The 17,968-nt window shown below is 30.9% G+C and carries 16 protein-coding genes; 5 read left to right on the top strand and 11 right to left on the bottom strand.

Annotation, left to right across the window (positions count from 1 at the left end):
- Positions 1–32 precede the first annotated feature (32 nt).
- From C6368_RS05215 to C6368_RS05230, 4 genes are all read right to left on the bottom strand, one after another.
- Positions 33–1,169, bottom strand: a complete 1,137-nt coding sequence (locus C6368_RS05215; protein WP_107038133.1) for a glycosyltransferase family 4 protein — start codon at positions 1,167–1,169, stop codon at positions 33–35.
- Positions 1,170–1,179: 10 nt separating this feature from the next.
- Positions 1,180–2,136 (bottom strand): hypothetical protein, encoded by a 957-nt coding sequence (locus tag C6368_RS05220; protein ID WP_107038134.1) that lies wholly within the window; start codon positions 2,134–2,136, stop codon positions 1,180–1,182.
- Complete coding sequence (locus tag C6368_RS05225; RefSeq protein WP_159038454.1) at positions 2,129–3,334, bottom strand: O-antigen ligase family protein; 1,206 nt, start codon at positions 3,332–3,334, stop codon at positions 2,129–2,131. Before C6368_RS05225 ends, C6368_RS05220 begins: the two co-directional genes overlap by 8 nt.
- 106 nt (positions 3,335–3,440) lie before the next feature.
- Positions 3,441–4,880, bottom strand: a complete 1,440-nt coding sequence (locus C6368_RS05230; RefSeq protein ID WP_107038136.1) for a lipopolysaccharide biosynthesis protein — start codon at positions 4,878–4,880, stop codon at positions 3,441–3,443.
- A 474-nt stretch (positions 4,881–5,354) separates the two neighbouring features.
- Between C6368_RS05230 and C6368_RS05235 the strand changes: the two genes are divergently transcribed.
- Positions 5,355–6,389, top strand: a complete 1,035-nt coding sequence (locus C6368_RS05235; protein WP_107038137.1) for a hypothetical protein — start codon at positions 5,355–5,357, stop codon at positions 6,387–6,389.
- A gap of 335 nt (positions 6,390–6,724) precedes the next feature.
- On the opposite strand, the gene C6368_RS05240 is transcribed toward C6368_RS05235, so the two are convergent.
- Together C6368_RS05240 and trmD are read right to left on the bottom strand one after the other, a co-directional pair.
- Positions 6,725–7,807 (bottom strand): MraY family glycosyltransferase, encoded by a 1,083-nt coding sequence (locus C6368_RS05240; RefSeq protein ID WP_159038455.1) that lies wholly within the window; start codon positions 7,805–7,807, stop codon positions 6,725–6,727.
- 282 nt (positions 7,808–8,089) lie between these two features.
- A complete protein-coding gene (gene trmD, locus C6368_RS05245) occupies positions 8,090–8,767 on the bottom strand; it encodes a tRNA (guanosine(37)-N1)-methyltransferase TrmD (protein WP_107038139.1) in 678 nt (225 codons plus the stop codon).
- 294 nt (positions 8,768–9,061) lie between these two features.
- Between trmD and C6368_RS05250 the strand changes: the two genes are divergently transcribed.
- A complete protein-coding gene (locus C6368_RS05250; RefSeq protein ID WP_159038456.1) occupies positions 9,062–9,910 on the top strand; it encodes a transglutaminase family protein in 849 nt (282 codons plus the stop codon).
- Positions 9,911–10,257: 347 nt separating this feature from the next.
- Positions 10,258–10,743, top strand: a complete 486-nt coding sequence (locus C6368_RS05260; RefSeq protein WP_107038142.1) for a hypothetical protein — start codon at positions 10,258–10,260, stop codon at positions 10,741–10,743.
- A gap of 52 nt (positions 10,744–10,795) precedes the next feature.
- Here the strand turns inward: C6368_RS05260 and C6368_RS05265 are convergent, their stop codons facing one another.
- The 5 genes from C6368_RS05265 to C6368_RS05285 all read right to left on the bottom strand — a co-directional run bounded on the left by C6368_RS05265 (position 10,796) and on the right by C6368_RS05285 (position 16,083).
- On the bottom strand, positions 10,796–12,091 hold the full coding sequence (locus C6368_RS05265; RefSeq protein ID WP_107038143.1) for a paraquat-inducible protein A: 1,296 nt from the start codon (positions 12,089–12,091) through the stop codon (positions 10,796–10,798).
- A gap of 137 nt (positions 12,092–12,228) precedes the next feature.
- Positions 12,229–13,065 (bottom strand): outer membrane beta-barrel protein, encoded by an 837-nt coding sequence (locus C6368_RS05270; RefSeq protein WP_107038144.1) that lies wholly within the window; start codon positions 13,063–13,065, stop codon positions 12,229–12,231.
- Positions 13,066–13,452: 387 nt separating this feature from the next.
- Positions 13,453–14,496 carry a hypothetical protein gene (locus C6368_RS05275; RefSeq protein ID WP_107038145.1) on the bottom strand — a complete coding sequence of 348 codons (1,044 nt, stop codon included), beginning with the start codon at positions 14,494–14,496 and terminating at the stop codon, positions 13,453–13,455.
- Positions 14,496–14,975 carry an RNA polymerase sigma factor gene (locus C6368_RS05280; protein WP_107038146.1) on the bottom strand — a complete coding sequence of 160 codons (480 nt, stop codon included), beginning with the start codon at positions 14,973–14,975 and terminating at the stop codon, positions 14,496–14,498. Before C6368_RS05280 ends, C6368_RS05275 begins: the two co-directional genes overlap by 1 nt.
- 115 nt (positions 14,976–15,090) lie before the next feature.
- On the bottom strand, positions 15,091–16,083 hold the full coding sequence (locus C6368_RS05285; protein WP_107038147.1) for a DUF4421 family protein: 993 nt from the start codon (positions 16,081–16,083) through the stop codon (positions 15,091–15,093).
- Between the two features lie 104 nt (positions 16,084–16,187).
- Here C6368_RS05285 and C6368_RS05290 point away from each other — a divergent pair, with 104 nt between their 5' ends.
- On the top strand, positions 16,188–16,961 hold the full coding sequence (locus tag C6368_RS05290; RefSeq protein WP_107038275.1) for a class I SAM-dependent methyltransferase: 774 nt from the start codon (positions 16,188–16,190) through the stop codon (positions 16,959–16,961).
- A complete protein-coding gene (locus C6368_RS05295; protein ID WP_107038148.1) occupies positions 16,961–17,914 on the top strand; it encodes a cytochrome-c peroxidase in 954 nt (317 codons plus the stop codon). The genes C6368_RS05290 and C6368_RS05295 overlap by 1 nt, the downstream gene beginning before the upstream one ends.
- Positions 17,915–17,968: the final 54 nt, after the last annotated feature.

The following is a 17,968-nucleotide window of genomic DNA, read 5'->3' on the forward strand; positions in this document are numbered from 1 at the left end:
GATGTGAATATTGAATTAAATCAATCGCAAAATTAGTTATTTCTATTGGATTCTATCCCATTATACACGTTAACATATTTAAGGGCGATTTTATTCCAGTCTAGTTTTTTAACTATTTTTTTTGGTTCATAGTCAAATTGATCATAGCTGTCAATCACCTTTTTAATTCCTTCAACAATAGATGGAATTGATCTTGGGTTAACAGCAACTCCAATTTTATCTTTAAAAACTCCATCAATTCCTTCATTTTGAGAGTAAATAACTGGAATTCCTTGTGAAAGGGCTTCTCCATATACTAACCCAAAAGTTTCTCGAATAGATGTCATTACATAGATGCTACTTTTTTGAAAGAAATTTTCTAATTTTAATTTATCATATACTTTTCCATGAAATTTGAAATAGGACTTATTCTCAATGAAATTCAAAATTTGTTTCTCCAAAGGGCCACCACCACCTACTAAGTCAAGTTGACAATCAACACCTTGTTTGACTAATTCTTCTACGGCTTTTAGTAAGTTTAGCACATTTTTCGCTTCAGAAAAGACTCCTATGTACAATAACTTAACTGGTTGACCGCAATCTAAATTTTTAGGCTTTACATGTGCTAACCAATAAGGGTCTAATCCGTTAGGAATAACAACTGTTTTAGACTTAATATCTTCACCAAGAATTTTAACTTTATTTAAGTTGAGCAAACGTTTTTGGTAGGTGGGAGTGATTAAGACAATTTTTGAAGCGTTTTTTAATATCTCTAATCCTTGTTTTTTCAGATGTGGAAGTTTCCAAAACTGGTTTAAGTCAGAGCCTCTGACCGCAATCATATACGTAATATTATATTTCTTATGCAATTTTAATGCAACAGCTCCATCGCTAAACCACGTATGTGCATGAATATTCTTGATTTTCGAGAAGTCAACTTTTGATTGAATATCCTTATAAATCTTGTTTATTTTCATATTAAACAAAACCCTATCCACATGCATGTTGAGGATGTTGCTGTAAATGATTTTAGAGTTCTTTTCTTTTAATTCAATCAGGTTCCCACCAATACTTGATTCGCTTTTTACTGGAGTGTAAACAATTTGCTCAATTCCATGCTCATCAAGATTTGAAATCAAATTTTTGTAAACTGTTGAACCCGCATAATCGTTGGTGATGTGGAGAATCATTGTGAAAGTTCTATTTGGTATTATGATTAGCCGTCACATTATCAAAAATATCTTTATTCAAAGTTTTAAGATAATAATTTCTTACAGCATTAATTTGAACATCATTAAGGTCTTCATCAACATTTTGAGAAGACAATGAAATGTTTTGTGCTATTGATATTGGAATCTGAGATGCAAATTGTGAAGAGATTTTATTCAGGTTGGTCCCATTAAGTTTGCTCATAGCATTGAGCCAAACATCATCAGCAAGCTTACAAATTTCCATAAATACTTTTTCATTCGTAGCTTCTGGATGCAAAGAATTTGGTGGAAAAAGTGTACCACCACCACTTGTGAAAAACACTAAGCTTGATGTGGTTGATTCTTTTATTTCTTTAGTCCAGCTGTTGTAACTTTCAACCTTACCATTCTGAGTTGTCATCATGTGACCACGCAAGAAGCAAATGTCCTTCGGATGTTTTTGATGCTCAGAAAATAATTCTTCAATCATATTTGAAGGGTAGAAGAAGTCATCATCAACGGTGATAAAAGCACTGATTGGATATTTTTTTAAGGTATAATAGTATTTTTTGTGTGAACGTATATCTCCTTCACACAACACAATTTCTAAACCTCTGTCTCTTAATTTTAAAAGTCTTTTAGGAAGAATCTCTAAACTGCCAAACTGTTCCTTGGAAAGCCAAAGTATGATTTTATCTGGTTTATGTGTTTGTCTAAGCATACATTCAATCACCAGCCATATTTTATTAATTCTTGCTGGAAATGTAGTTAAAGAAACAATTAGTTGATCATTTCCATCATTAGCTAAACAATGAGAACACGAATTATCTAATTTATACTTTAAAGGGATTAAAAAATTAGCTAACCTTCTTATTATAAATCTTTGAAATCCATAGAATTTAATCTTTGATAAAAAAGGATTTTTATTTTCAATGTCCGTATAGATTCGGATAAGAAAATCAGTCATATGAAATATTTGATTTGTTTAAACTACCTATACAATAGATACTAGCAATAAAAATCCAAACAATAGGATGAAGTAGATAAGTACTGTTGATAATAATTATTAAAGGGAAAGTTAAGAAAATAGAGATAAGCATAGCTTTCGGAGTAGATTTAAGGTTAGGGATATTTTTAAAAAGATTTAAAAGAATAATACATAAAACTACTGTTGCAATTAATCCGAACTGTACTAAGAACTCTAAAAATAAATTGTGAGGTAAGGTGATTAAAACATTTTCCATTTCTTCTTGAATACTTCCAATTCCAGAACCAAAAAATGGTTTTTCCCAGAAGGCATTAAAAGCGCTTAAAAATAATTCCATTCTTCCTTCATCTTGTATAAAAGAACTTCCATTAGAAACACGATTTGAAACTTGATCTAAAATAACATTTATATGGTTAAATATTGCATATATAGCCAAAGGTATGAGAATAAGCATTTTTATTTTTGGATGATTTACTTTTTTTCTTTGGGCAAAAATTATCCATGTTAAAAGAATGATACCACCAGCAATCAACCCACCTCTTGAAGCATTGATGAATAGCACAAAATAGGAAGATGTGATAACCAAAATTGTAAACAATTGAGTTTGAAATCTCTTATGAAGAAACAGAAATCCGAATAAAAAGGGAAGTGCCATTGCAATAACCATAACATAAGTATTATAGTTACCAAAGGTTACTGAAGCGAACTTCTTATAAATCCCTTTTCCATCAACATAAATCTTAAAATCACTTTCAATTAGGCTAACGCTCAAATGTTGGTTGTAAAAAATTTCAAAATAAGCCACAACTAATGACAGTGAAATTAGAATGATCCATCCTTTAGTGAGGGATTTTAATGGATTATTTGCTTTGTTATAACATAAAATGGTCAAGATAAGTAGTGAAAAATGGCTGAGGTAATAGAATATTTCTTTAGCTCCTTGCACAATGTCGGAAGTCCACAGAATAGTGAAAACTATCCATAGAAAGAGTAACCCTGATGTTTTATAAACATTGTTGATGTTTTTTACATCTCTAGTTTCTAAAAAACTAATAATTATAAAAGGAATAGAACTTAACGCAACTACTCGAATAGGTTGTAAACTATCGCCATACATACCAAATATGAGTAAACATATTAGAGTAATCAAAAAATAATCATACTTATTATTTTTCAAATTATCTATTTTGGGCGAAGGATTCATTCTTATCTTTAGCAGTGTTTTATATGTCCTAAATTAACAATATAGTTACATGATTCTAATTTACCATGTATTTTTATCCTTATTTATTTCTGTTTTTAATTAGCCAAATGGCATCATGCAGCGGACTCTTTTTATAAATCAAACTTATAGCTAGGTAAAAGACTATTCCTAAGATAGATGGAATGAAAATTTGAATAGCAATATTACTTTCTGACAAGAATGAATAAATAATGAACATTCCTATAGCCATTAATCCTGTAATTAGAAGCGTGAAAAACATATCTTTTATCTGACTCATGACAGGGTAATTGATTAACTTACTGGAATATAACATAATTACACCTAAGGAAATGAAAGAAGCAATTACAGAACCCCATAAAAGTCCTATAATACCGAATGAGAAGGTTGCTAAAATTGCAATAACGGTAATTCCATTTTTTATTAATTCTAGTTTTAGGAATAAATCACTTCTGCCGTAAACCTTTAGAATATTCAGATTAAACGATTGAACCGGAAAGAGCATCAAGGCAAGACAAAGTATTTGAAAAAAGATAACAGCTGGAAGCCATTCTTCTCCAAGAATTAAATAGAAAATTGGTTCAGCAATGGCAGCTGTTCCCAACATTAATGGTGCTATGAAATAAAATGAAACACGAATTAGCTTTTTATATAAATATTCAAGTTTTTCTTTATCATCTTGAATGCTTGAAAGTAGAGGGTAGGTTACTTTGTTAATAACCCCTGTTAAGGTTGCTGAAGGATAAGTCGCAAATTGTTTTGAACGTTCATAATACCCTAAGGCTTGAGGACTATAATATTTACCGATGATGATATTGTAAATATTTTGAAAGACATTATGAATAACACTTGAAAGCATTAGCTTATATCCAAATCCAAAGTGGTAGCGCATTTTTTCTTTTGAAAATAAAAGTTTTGGTCGCCATTTGGAAGATATCCACAAAAGGCAAGACCTAACAATCTCAGTGGTGAGGTACATCCATACTATACTCCAAACGCCATATCCATTATATCCCAGATACAATCCAACACCTATTCCGCTGAGTGTACTTGGGGCATTGATGAGCGTAATCTTCTTAAACTCCAAGTTTTTATTCAATAATGTGAGTTGAATTGCTGAAAAAGCAATAATTAAAAAAACTAAACAATAAAGTCTAATAACCTCAATAAGTATTTCTTGCTTAAAAAAGTGAGCAATTGCAGGAGCTGAGAAATAAATAACAGAATAGACAAAAAGACTTATCCCCACATTCATAAAAAAGAGGGTAGAGAAATCTCTTTGATCTGCGTTTTTGGTGCGGATTAGTGATTCTGTCATTCCACTGTCACTGATTACTTTCCCTAAACCAATAAAAACAGCAATCATACCTATCAAACCAAATTCTTTAGGACCTAACCAACGTGCCAATAAAAGCATCGCTAGGAAAGATAAAGCACGGATAAAAAATGTATCAATTAATGTCCATATAATTCCAGAAAAGGTTGTTTTCTTTAAAGACATTTAAATTATAAATAGTTTTTTCATAAAAAGACAATGAATATAGATTAGCGTTTTAAACATACATTTTAATCAGAAAATAATTATGGTTTAAGTACGGCTTCGCCCAAGCGAGTCACATTTATATGTGTCGTAACATTCCAGATTTTAACATTTGCGAATATAAAGAAATTAGCGGTACAAGCAATTAAACGGAGAAAAGTCAATGTCGAAAGGGTTGGAGTTTGATTGTATTGAAGCTTTAGTTAGAGCGGTATATTTTTAATTAAATTTAACTTTTCATTAACGCTCAAATATTATGCTTCATATTTATGGTTTAAGGTGTTGTTTTTTAATGTTTTAAATTTACTTAACAAACTATTAAAGTTAAGTTAAAGTCAAAAAAAATAATTCTCTTATGTAAAGAACAAAATAAACTAGATGTTAAGTGAAATTTGTTCATATTTTTGCCGTTTTCAGAATACTAAGATACCGAAAATGACAGAAAATTCACCTCAAACTACAAATTCAAATAAAAAAAAGGAATTCGATTATTTCCTTACCGTAATTAATAACTGGAAATTAATATTTACTGTTTGCTTAGTATTGGCAATTGTTAGTGTTTCTGTTTTTCTAATTATACCGAAACCTCAACAAGTAAAAACAAGTTTTGCAATCTCTTTACCGCAGCATATTTCAACAGCCTACGGTACATACTACCTGAAAACAACGAATCCAGAACATTACTTAGCAAAAGTAGAGAGGAAATTATTCAAAGAAAGGGTTTTACAAAGTCTTGGTTTAGCTGATAAAAAAGGGCTAAAATTGGAATTGGGAGTAGACCGTCAGTTTTTAAATTCAAATATGGAGGTAGATAAATTTCCGAATAAATTTGATTTAGTTTCTTCTGATCCTGATGCAAGCATAGAGGACTTGGTAAAAGTGAATAAAGCTGCTCTAAACAAACTCTTGGATGAATCCGATGCCTCTATAATTAAAGATATGGTGCATCAATTTAAAGTAATCCTAGGTGTAGAAATTAGTAATTTAAAATTTAGTATTGAAACTAAGAAAGAATTAATTGCTGATGTGAAAAACGAGCTTGACCTAATTAAAGGAACAAGTGAAAGTGCCTCTAACAATAATATCAAGAAAATGGCTGATAGTTATTTACTGAGTAATATTGAGGACGGAGAAAAAGGTATAATTATTTCTATGTTGCTTAATGAAGATAAAGGAAATGAATATTATCTTACATCGATGTTATCTTTAGAGAAGGTAAGTTTAAATAGAATGGTTAATGGTTTAAGCGAAAGGGAACGTCTTTTAGAAAAACTAAAGAAAAATGTTGAGAACGATAACTTTAATGATATGTTTAAAAAACCTTTCTCTAATAGTATACTTGTTTTGTCCTCATCTCAACCTTTTGATTCTGAAGGTTCAGGAAGTATGATTAAAATTATTTTAATTGTTTTGTTTGTAGGATTTATCTCTTCGGTTTCTTACGTGTTGGTTCGCGAATATTATGCTTAAGCATTGTTGACCAATTTAATAGAAATCAAAAGTGTGATAAAGAATAGTTTTAAATTATCCTTGTTTACAATTTAATCAGTTTTCATGATACCAATGACCTAACTTAATGTTGGGTCATTGTGTTAATATTCATTAAGAAGCTTCAGCTCTTTTAATGCTTACATTTGTATAAAATCCTAGAGGTTTAATTATACATCTCTTTAGAAATAGTAAGTGGAAAATTAGTGAGTGTTATTCAATTGTAGAGCAAATCATTCCTTGTATTTAAGGAAGCTGGAATAAGAAATACATTAGTCTAGAAAAACGTATTGTTAGGAGATTTAAACTCTCTTTATTTAATTCTTTCGCTCTAATTTTTTAGCAGCATTCCTTTGTTTCCTGAGTACTTTCTTTTTCTTTTTTAAGAAGGTTCCAGTCTTATTTATCATAAAGAAGAAGAGAGTAAGTATTATCAAAAGTCCTATAAACAATGAAAATAATTTCCAATTACTTGTGGTTATCGCCAATAAGGAAATTAGAACAATTACCAAGAAGTTTGAAATCGAAATAAAAAAACTAGCCTTTCTATGTGAAATACTAAATTTATCAATAATAATATGATGAATGTGAGATCTGTCTGGTTTGAAAGGATTCTTCTTTTTTAGAATACGAATTGAGAACACACGTATAGTATCAAAGAAAGGAATGATTAAAATTGCAGCAGTAACGATAGGTAAATTTTCACCACGAATTGGGAGTTTGGCAATATCTGCAGGTTCTAGTGAAAGGAAAGAGATAGCCATTACACCGAGCATGAAACCTAAGATCATAGACCCTGTATCTCCCATGAAAATCTTTTGTTTATCAGAGAAGTTATATCTTAAATAGGCAAATAATGTTCCTATTAGAACTATACATACTGAAAATAGGAAAGTGTTATTGACAGCATAAAAAACAAGTCCAAATGCAGAGAACATTATTATAGATACCGTTGCTGCGAGTCCATCGATACCATCAATCAAGTTTAAAGCATTAATAATTGCGACCAAAATAAAGACCGAAATGATTCCTGCTAAAATTGGGTGAAGATCTTCTATTCCTAAAAATCCATATAAAGTATTGATTGTTTTACTGTAATGATAAACAAACAAAACTGCCGCAAAAGTTTGTGCTAATAATTTTGAGAGTGGAGCTAAAACTAAAATATCATCCTTTAAACCAACTATGAACAAGATTGTTAACCCTGGAATTAACGAGATAATAATGTTACTTGGATCATATGATACTGTTGGGTTTTCAGTAGGGAAAATATTGAATGACGCAATGAAATAAAATGAAATCATTATATTAACAAAAAACGCAATTCCACCTAAATTGGGTGTTGGAACATCATGTGATGATCTATGATCAGGGTGTGCAGCTAAATCCTTAGTAATCATTAAAATTCTAATTTTTGGAATTAAATAATTACAGACAAGAAAAGAGGCAACAAATAATAGTGATATGTGTATGTAGAGATTCATGTTTTGATATCATCGATAAAAAAATCATTAGAATTTATTCTTTGTCAAAATTCTATCTAAAAGATTTTTTATAAGTGTTAATTTAAATTTTACGTTTTATGTAAAATGATTATTTTTCTAAGCAGCAAAATTAAGAATTTACCTGAGATTAAAAGGTATTTAAAATACATATTTAATGGTTTAATAATCTATCAATACTTAGTCTTTTAATAAATCAGGTCTTCTTTCCTTAGTCCTTTTATATGATTCTTCTTCCCTATATTCTTCAATTAACTTGAAATTACCTGACAATAAAACTTCGGGTACCTTCATACCCTTATATTCTGCAGGACGAGTATATATAGGAGGGGAAAGCAAATTATCTTGAAAGCTATCGGTTAATGCAGAGGTTTCGTCGTTTAGTACGCCAGGGAGCAATCGAATAATACTATCTGCAACTACAGCCGCTGCTAATTCTCCACCTGAAAGTACATATGATCCAATTGAAATTTCTTTGGTGATAAATAATTCTCTGATACGTTCATCAACTCCTTTATAATGTCCGCACAAAAGAATAATGTTTTTTAATCTACTTAGAGAGTTGGCTTCAGACTGTTCAAAAAGTTTTCCATCAGGTGTCATATATATGATTTCGTCGTACGCTCTTTCAGATTGCAGTTGCTCAATACAATCTGCAATTGGTTGTATAGCCATAACCATTCCAGCCCCACCGCCATATTGATAATCATCAACATTTTTATGTTTATCTGTTGAATAATCACGAATGTTATGAATATGAACTTCTGCTAACCCTTTATCCTTAGCACGTTGCAAGATAGAGTGGTTAAATGGACTCTCCAATAAATCTGGAACTACAGTTAAAATATCGATTCTCATACTGCAAAATTACGAATTATGCCTTATGATTTACGAATTTTATAGACTATTAATATTATGAAGATCATCAAAAAAAATACTGAGTTACACAAGTGCATAGTCATTACTTAGTTTCAATAATTGGCTTGGACCCTGAGTAATTCATAATTGAAAATAAATAATTTGCAATTGTTTTTAAGGAGTATTAACATTAGATTTTTTATAACAACTTTTAATCTTTAAATATCGCAGAGCATTGTAAGTTATCTTTGTAGTGTGATAACAAAAACTTCAATACATGCATTAATAAAGCTAATGGACGATCCAGACCAAATGGTTGTGGACCATGCCATGGGTAAGTTGATTGAGTATGGAGATGGTATTATTCCCAATCTGGAAAATTTGGAGGATGATTGCTTAATTCATCCTATTCAGTTAGAGAATATTGCGATTGTTTTAGATGCATTGAGGTTTCATAGAATAAGAAATGATTTAACAGATTGGTTAAATTCTGATGATAAATGTTTGATGAAAGCTGTGTATATCATCTGTTCTTATCAATATCCTGAATTAAATATTGATGCGTTTACTTCTAAATTTCAAGAGTTAAAACACTTTTGTTGGATGGAAATTAATTCTCGTCAAACAAGTTTTGAAAAGGTAGATGCCTTAAATAAAGTGTTTTTCGATACTTTTGATTTCGTGAAAGTAAATGAATTACCTCATTCTCCTTTCGAACTTTTTGTAAATTCTGTTATGGAAAGTAAGGAAGGAACAGATTTATCTTTAGGGTTAATTTATAGTATTGTTGCACAATCTTTAGATATTCCAATTTATGGAGTGACTACCATGAATAACAGAGCACCATTTATATTGGCATACATGGATAAGGACAATTTATTGCCCATTCTTGACTGGGGAATTGATAACAATGGAGTTTTGTTTTACATCAGTGTGGGTAATAAAGGATTGGTTATTGACCCAAAACAAATGAAAGAAGCTTATCTTTCGGAAGGATTACCACAGAACAGAGCTCAATTCGAACCTTCTCCGAATTCAGTTATTATCAAAAAGTATTTGAAAGATATTAAAAGAAGCTATGAGAATAAGGTCCAGTTCAGATATAAACTGAAGGATATTGATGAACTTTTGGAACTATTTTAATAGAATTTCGAAAAATCAATTATTTATTGAATATCTTTATATAAATGACTAAGACTTCAATTGTTCTAAAACTTTTCAATTCCTTTATTATCTCAATTTTCATCGTGTTAGGAATTGGTCAGATTGATCTCATTTATTCTTTAAAATTCACTGAAAATGAGAAAGTATTGCTTTACTTAGGATTTCCGTTTGATTATTTCTACTTTTCTCAAAGCAAAGGTCTTCAGGGTTTTATACTGATTAATTTTTTACTGAATTTGGGAATAGTTTATTTTCTATTAGTGTTTTACTCATCTAAAAAATTATTTTTAAATAAAAAGAAGAATCATTAATTCCTTATTATAATTATGACGCGTCTCCTCTTTATAATTTTTCTATGTGTTTTATTTTGCTCTTGTGGAATCAATACTGATAAGAACAATTTAAGTTCTAGTGGTACTTTTAGTTCACAAGATGATATCGAAGACTCCATTAAAACAATGCTTTTAGGTAAATGGAAGAGAACTGATTTTTTTGTTGAGAAAATAGGGGAGCTAAAACATTTTGATCAACTGAAGAATAATTATTACTTTTTATTTAAGGACCAAGGTGTTTTAATAGAAAGATCAAGTTTAAGTGATGATACTTTAAATTGGAGTTTAGAGATGAATCCTTTAAAGGTTATTCTAACAGTTGATGAAGAGAAAATGAATTTAAATTTTTCTAACACCTTATTTATAGAAGAAATAAATGATACCTCACTTCATGTTTTTAGTGAAGAGTCTAATAATTCAAAAGATGGAGAAGACCAAAAAATAAAATTCCACATGAAATTTATTAGAATTCCAAATTAAAGGATTAGTTCCTTTTTTAACACCACATTATTCATATAAAATTAATCATTACTTATACAGTTCTTTTCTTCTGTTTCTTTATTATCCCTTTTAGAATTGCTGCTAAAATCAATCCGAAAAGAACATAGGTAATGAATAAAATATAGCCAGGTTGTAACGAAGTATTGTTGGTGGCAATACTATTCATGGAATCAGATTCTACATTTAGATATTCCATTTGGTCTTCTAAAATTCCATTAAAACCTACATAGGCCATAAAAATTGCCACAACCATAACATCTGCCATCGACCATTTTCCAGATTTAAATGCTAACCAATGGATCAACCTATTACTCTGCCATTTTTCTTTTCCAAATAAGTATACTTGTGTTGACAGTAGTTTAGTGAGGGGTAGTATAACACTAAAACCAAGTACTAATATTCCCACAAAAATGGAATCCACTTTTCCAGTGGAAAGTAAAATTTGCACCAACTGAAGAATACTTTTACTTTGATAGAATATTACTTGGTCTTTAAAAATAACGTGTTCTCCTAATAATACGAAGTCTAGCGTATTAATTCGTGCATCTATTTCTATCATTGCACTGGTTAATCCTACCAAAAGGACAATTACCGCCAGAAGTACAGAAACGAAAAACAATGACTTTTGAAGTTCGATAAATTTAAAAACGAACAACCAAAGTAACAGGAAAATAGCCACTATTCCTAAGAGCCAGAATGTTTCTCTATAATTTTTAATTTCTAGTTCCTTGGCTTTTGTGAGTAAGATTGAATTGATATCTTGGCCCATTGCAATATCATATTTATCATGGACTTTTTTAATCTCTAATGAATCTTGTAAGTCATAAGTGTCATCGGCGAATTCGGTTAATTTACTGATGGCCAAAGTTTTCATTCGAGCTTTGTTCTTCTCTTTCATAACCTCGTCAATAATCCTGCGACTAAATTGAGGAGCACCTGCTTTTATTTCATCGGCATCAACAAATGTATTTACCGCCCACTTGCGAATTGTTTTCTTAAAACCATCATCATCAGCTTGAATTGTGTTGTCAGCTTGATCGACTAAACTGCGGATCATCTCTGTCAATTGAAGATGAAGTAAGCTGTCTTGACTTTTGGTGAGTTCGAAATCGCCTATTTGTTTTTCAACAATATTTATCATCGTGCCTTTCCAAGCTGTTACAGACAACATACCTTTATTGATATAATTAAGGGTGCTAAAGTCGTCTTTGATTTCAGATCTTTTTATAGAATCATTATAAATGTTGTAAGCCAAATACATAGCTAAAGCAAGCAGAGGGACAGTAACAACGAACAGAATAGTTCTACGAATTCTAAATGGTGACATAGTGCTTAAATATTTATATAAATATAATATTTATTGGAGTCGGAATTCAAAAAGCATTTTTTTTTGTGAATATTTTTTAAAAAACAAAAGGCGCCCTATTCGGACGCCAATTGACTCTACCTAAGTTTTAAGTTATATTAGAAACTCCAAGATAAACCAGCTGAAAAAGGTGCGTAATCTGGACCTTTTCCTGATTCAAATAACCCATTTAAACCGTAATTCGCATAAATACTGAAATCTCCAACACCAATACGAACACTTGCATCAATCAGAAATGGATTTAAGTGGTAATGACCTTTTTCAATATCTTTTCTCTTTTGGTCTTGAGTAACATATTTTTGTTTTAACCTTGAACCAATTCTATAATTTACAATAGCTCCTGCAGAAATATGAAAACTTTGATCTGGGTCATTTCCCGGCATAAAAGTTAAAAATACAGGAGCTGAAATATATGTTGTATTCAAATAGTTTTTATCAAATGTTTTCGTGCTATCCGTTCCATTAAAAATATTGGTTTCATCATAAGCCAAGGTAGCACTTGTTGATTTGAATGCATATCTATTAAATCGGAATCCTAATCCAGTAAAAAATCTGAATTTTTCTGTTCCAATGCGTGTGTTGAATTCTGCAAAATTTAAGTTTAGCATAAAGCTTTTGGCATAATTGAGTTCCAAATAAACGTTTGCAGGATCACTGTTAATCCCAAAGTCATTATCTGTAAAATATCCGTTCACTCCAAATTCTAATCCTCTCCATAAATTAACATCCCACTTTTCATCGAGGTCATCCTTATCACCATTTATTACAATTGTAGTGTCCGTATCTCCCTCAGTTGTTATGGTAATGACTTTTCCTTTAAATGAAATAGTTGTCGTTTCTTCCTCATTTTCTTGTGTTCGTTCTTCTTTTTCTTCTTGAGCGAATGTAAAGGTGAAAACTGAAAGCGCTAATAATAATGTAATTGTACTTTTCATAATTTCTAGTTTTTTGTTAGTATATCTGTAGGACGATTAACTCTTTAATTTGTTACAGTTGAATTAAAAATAAATGTCTTTCGGGATCTTTACTTGTAAATTATCTCGATGAATCGAGCTTGTGGATTTAGCAAAATTAATTAGTTGTAACCACTTTTGAATATTCCTCACCAATTGGCTTTATGCGAAATACAGGAAGTTGATCAAAAAATAATAGGTTGTTGCAATTGTAAATGCAAGGAATAGCGATAAAAAACTTACCGATTTAATTTGAAAAGAAATTCTATTGATGTGGTCCCGAAATTTTTTGGAATGTTCCCACAACTAGTCAGATATATGTTGGATTCAAAAGTATTCGAAAATCACTCAAAAAGAATAAACTTTCTTCTATTTTCTTGTTTTACGCTGGATTTTTAAGTTACCAAATTGGAAAACAGTAGTTTTCGAATCAGGTTCCTCTTCAATATAGATAATGGGCTTCTTATTTTCGTTGGAAAAAGAGTTTATTATTCCTTTAACATCTGGTTTACGATCTTCAGTAATGACATTTTTTCTTTGAAGATAATTTTCAGTTATGTCCAAAATAGTTGATGCATTTTCTTTAACTTTTTCAACAGAACTGGAGTTTAGGTGTTCTTTAGGATTTTTTACTAAAACTAAAGAGGCAGTAACTTCAGAAAAGGTTTTAGGTTCTAACTTTGAAATAACCTCTAGAGGCTTGTCCTTTTTTGTATCAGTAAATGGAATACTTTTTTCCGGAGCATCTTTCTGAAAAGTTATTTGAATCGGGGAAGAAGGGCTAAATTCCTTTTTTAGATTAGAATCATTTTTGAATTCCTTTTTAGTTACCAATTTTGGTAAAACCAGGTCATCCGTATTATCAAATTTTTCAATATCAAGTTTTTCATATTTCGCCATTTCATAACGATCAATAGGTTTCTGAAAAGGAATATTCAAATAAATGAAGAATGCCATTGATGCAGCTATCATTCCAAAAATCCATCTTTTAGTTTGAATTGAGATGATTTTGGCCTGTCCAAACAACAATTTATCTTTGTTCGAAAATGAAATTACCTCTATTGGTAATTTAGCCTTATTGAATTGGTTAAACTTTAGTTCTAAGGATGGATTTTGAATTACAAATTTATCTACTAGAAGCATCTCTTCATTTGTAAGATCTCCTTCGGAGTATGCAATAAAGAAGAATTCACAATTTTTTAAATTAATTTGATCAAAGCGAATTGAACTTTTATCAAAATCAGTATTAGAATTTGTGATGGAAATATCGTCTAACAAGCTTAAAGCATCATCATCAAGCAAATCGGGATTTTCATTCATAAATTGAGAAAGCATCGCTTCTTCTTCCTTAGAAAGACTACCTTCCCAAAGATCAAGTAAAAATGCTTCATAATTTTCCCTATTAATATCCATTATATCACTGATTCTAATTTTCCAATATATTTCTGTAATTGTTTTCTTGCTCGATAAATGTATACCTTAACCTGTGATGGATTAAGATCAAGTACTTCCCCAATTTCATCATAATTATATCCTTCATAATCACGTAAAAGAATAGCGGATTTTTGAACAGGAGGTAAGGTTGCCAAAGCCATATTCAAAACATCTTTTAAATCACAAGATTCTTGATGAAACATTGGTTCTGAATGATATTCCTCAATTGAAACTACTTTATTTCGTTTTTTTCCATCTAAAAATTGATTGAAAACAGTTTTAAAAAGATAGGATTTTACTTTTTTTGCTTCAATACTTCCTTTTTTAATCCAAATTTTCTCAAATGCATCTTGAACCAAATCTTTAGCTAAGGCATCGTCTTTGCTCAACTTAAGAGCAAAGCGATACACTCCATCACTGAAGTTGTTAACTGCGCTATGGTATTCTTTAGTATTCAATTAATAATTTTCAATTATGAGTTAGTTATGAAATTAATGATTTTATGACCAATTCATAAGTATGACGATTAAGTATTGGAAAAGTTACAGTTGGTTGAAAAAAATAATATTAATCTTATTTCTTCGATTTCTTAAAAGGATCTCCAAATCGATAACCATAGGTCAGCGTTAAGTTGTAGTAAGTTTGCCTATATTTAAATTCTTTAAAACGAATACTTTTATTGTCAAATTCAGAGGTTAACATTAAAAACCAATTTTCGACATTATAACCAGCTTGCAACTTGAGATCAATTCTTGGAGCGAGTCCAAGAAAACCTCTTCTCGTATTCTCAAAATTGTAAAATTTCGATTGAATGACTAATCCTAAGCCGGCAAAGGCTCCGAACTGCCAACCCTCAACATTGTTTATGTAACCATAACCTGGAACTGCACCAAAATCAAATGCTGAAATTGAGTTTGCTTTATGAATTGAAGATTGTGTATTTAAAAATCCACTTGGGATGATTCCATTGCTGGCAGAAATACCATGAATATTGGTTGTTAATCTTAAATAAGCTCCATGAACAGGAGAAATATATCTTCCTACAATTCCAACTGCTGGTTTCATTCTTAATTCTGGATTAAAAAATCTGTATGCATTTATTCCAAAAGAATTAGATTTTATTTTCCCATTTAAATAATATCCTGAAGGAGAAAGAGGTAAAGTATTGGAAATTAATTCTGCATTTTTTATTCCATAACCTTTGTATTCCTCGAATGAGATTGCAAAGTCCCATTTTTTATAACTGAATTGTAAACCTAAATCAAAGTATTTAGTTTTTCCGAATTTATTGGTGTTACGCACGTAACCTGGTAGTTTATAACTGAATTCTAATGAAAACCATTTGTACGCAACTCCAATTCCATGAATTAAATTTAGATTGTGCTTAAACTTTAATTTGTCAAAGCTGCCGAAATCATCTTTCAACTTAAAAGGGGCACTATTCAATGAAAGTGAAGTATGCGCGACCACATTGTCTGTGTACATAACATAGGGTAGACGTTCTTCTTGACTGTAAGTATAGCCGAAAAGAAACAGACAAAAAATGAGAGTAGATCCAGCTTTCATTGTTAACAAATTTACGTTATTCAAATTAAATTGTGACTATGTCCATCAACTTTATATTTTTGTATCCTCTAAACACTGATTTTGATTATTTTTACATCCACGATATGAAAAAGATATATAAGTTTTTACTCAATACGCTCCCTCGACCACTTCTGATTCGTATGAGCTATGCTTTTAAAAGGGTAGCACCTTTACTATATAAAGGTAATAAAGTGGCATGTCCCGTTTGTGAAAGATCATTTAGTAAATTCTTGTCTTATGGTTCCGATGTTGCACACCGCGAGAATGTTTTATGCCCTTATGACTTAACATTAGAGCGCCACCGTTTAATGTGGTTGTATCTTCAACAAGAAACAGATTTCTTTACAAACGAAAAAGAACTTCTGCATATTGCACCAGAACAATGTTTTCATGGTAAATTTAAAGCACAGAAAAACTTAAAATATATCACTGGAGATTTAGTTTCACCTTTAGCTGATCTACATTTCGATTTACATGAAATCCCTTTAGAAGAAAATAGATTTGATGTGGTTTTTTGTAATCATGTTCTTGAGCACGTTGATGATGCTATGCAATGTATGCGTGAATTGAATAGAGTAATGAAACCTGGAGGCTGGGGAATATTCCAAGTTCCTCAAGACTTATCTAGAGAATTGACTTACGAAGATCCTTCAATCACTTCACCGGAAGAAAGAGAGAAACATTTTTGGCAAAAGGACCATGTTCGATTGTTTGGTCGTGATTATCCAGAATGGCTGAAAAGAGCAGGGTTTGAAGTCGAGGAATTTGTTACTTCAAAAGAATTTCCGGCTGAAGATATAGAACGTTACCGCTTAATTCCTCAAGAAATTCTATATATTGTTAGGAAAAAAGTGTAATGAATTTTAAAATTTGGATTGGTTTACTTCTTTTTCCGTTGCTAATTCAATGTAATTCCAAACAATCTGTTGAGGTTTATAAATTTGAACCGCTAGATTCTATTTCCTTTAATTCGACACTAATCCAGTTAGGGGAAAAACTTTTTTTCGATTCCAGGCTATCACTTGATAATTCTATTTCTTGTGCAACTTGCCATAATCCGAGTCTTGCATTTTCAGATGGCCTATTGGTCAGTAGGGGAATTCATCAACGTTCAGGGAAAAGAAATACTCCTTCATTATGGAATGTCAAAAATCAAGATAAATTCATGTGGGATGGAGGAGTTAAGTCACTGGAATTACAGGCCATTGTTCCATTACAGGATACCAATGAAATGGGTGGATTAATTACTAATTTGTTCCCGAAACTATCTGATGTTGATTTTTATGATAGCTTGGCTCATTTGCTGTATGACAGGAATTTTGATCCTTTTGTTTTAACTAGGGCACTAAGTGCATTTCAACGTAATATTTACCAAGAAAATAGTGAGTTTGATGACTGGAAATTGAAAGGAATTGTAAAGGACTCTGGAATGGTAAGAGGATTTAATTTGTTTAAAGATGTATTAAATTGCACCCAATGTCATGGTGGAAATACGTTCACAAACAACACGCTTGAAAACAATGGATTGTACGCTATTTATATGGATGAAGGTCATTTTAATGTTTCACTGGATTCCTTAGATATTGGGAAATTCAAAGTACCTAGCTTGAGGAATGTTGCAGTAACATCTCCTTACATGCATGACGGGTCATTCGAAAACTTGTATGAAACGATTCTGCATTATGAAAAAGGCGGAAAACAACATGAAAATAAAAGCATTTTAATCGAATCATTCACGTTAACAGAATCAGAACGAAAGGACTTGATATATTTTCTTCAATCCCTAACAGATAAACGCTTTCTAAAATAGTTTTAATATGGGGTTGAATCTTTATTATTAAATGTACTTTTGTTTTGTAGAATA

This window comes from Brumimicrobium mesophilum, from assembly GCF_003025005.1.
GTDB classification, from domain to species: domain Bacteria; phylum Bacteroidota; class Bacteroidia; order Flavobacteriales_D; family Crocinitomicaceae; genus Brumimicrobium; species Brumimicrobium mesophilum.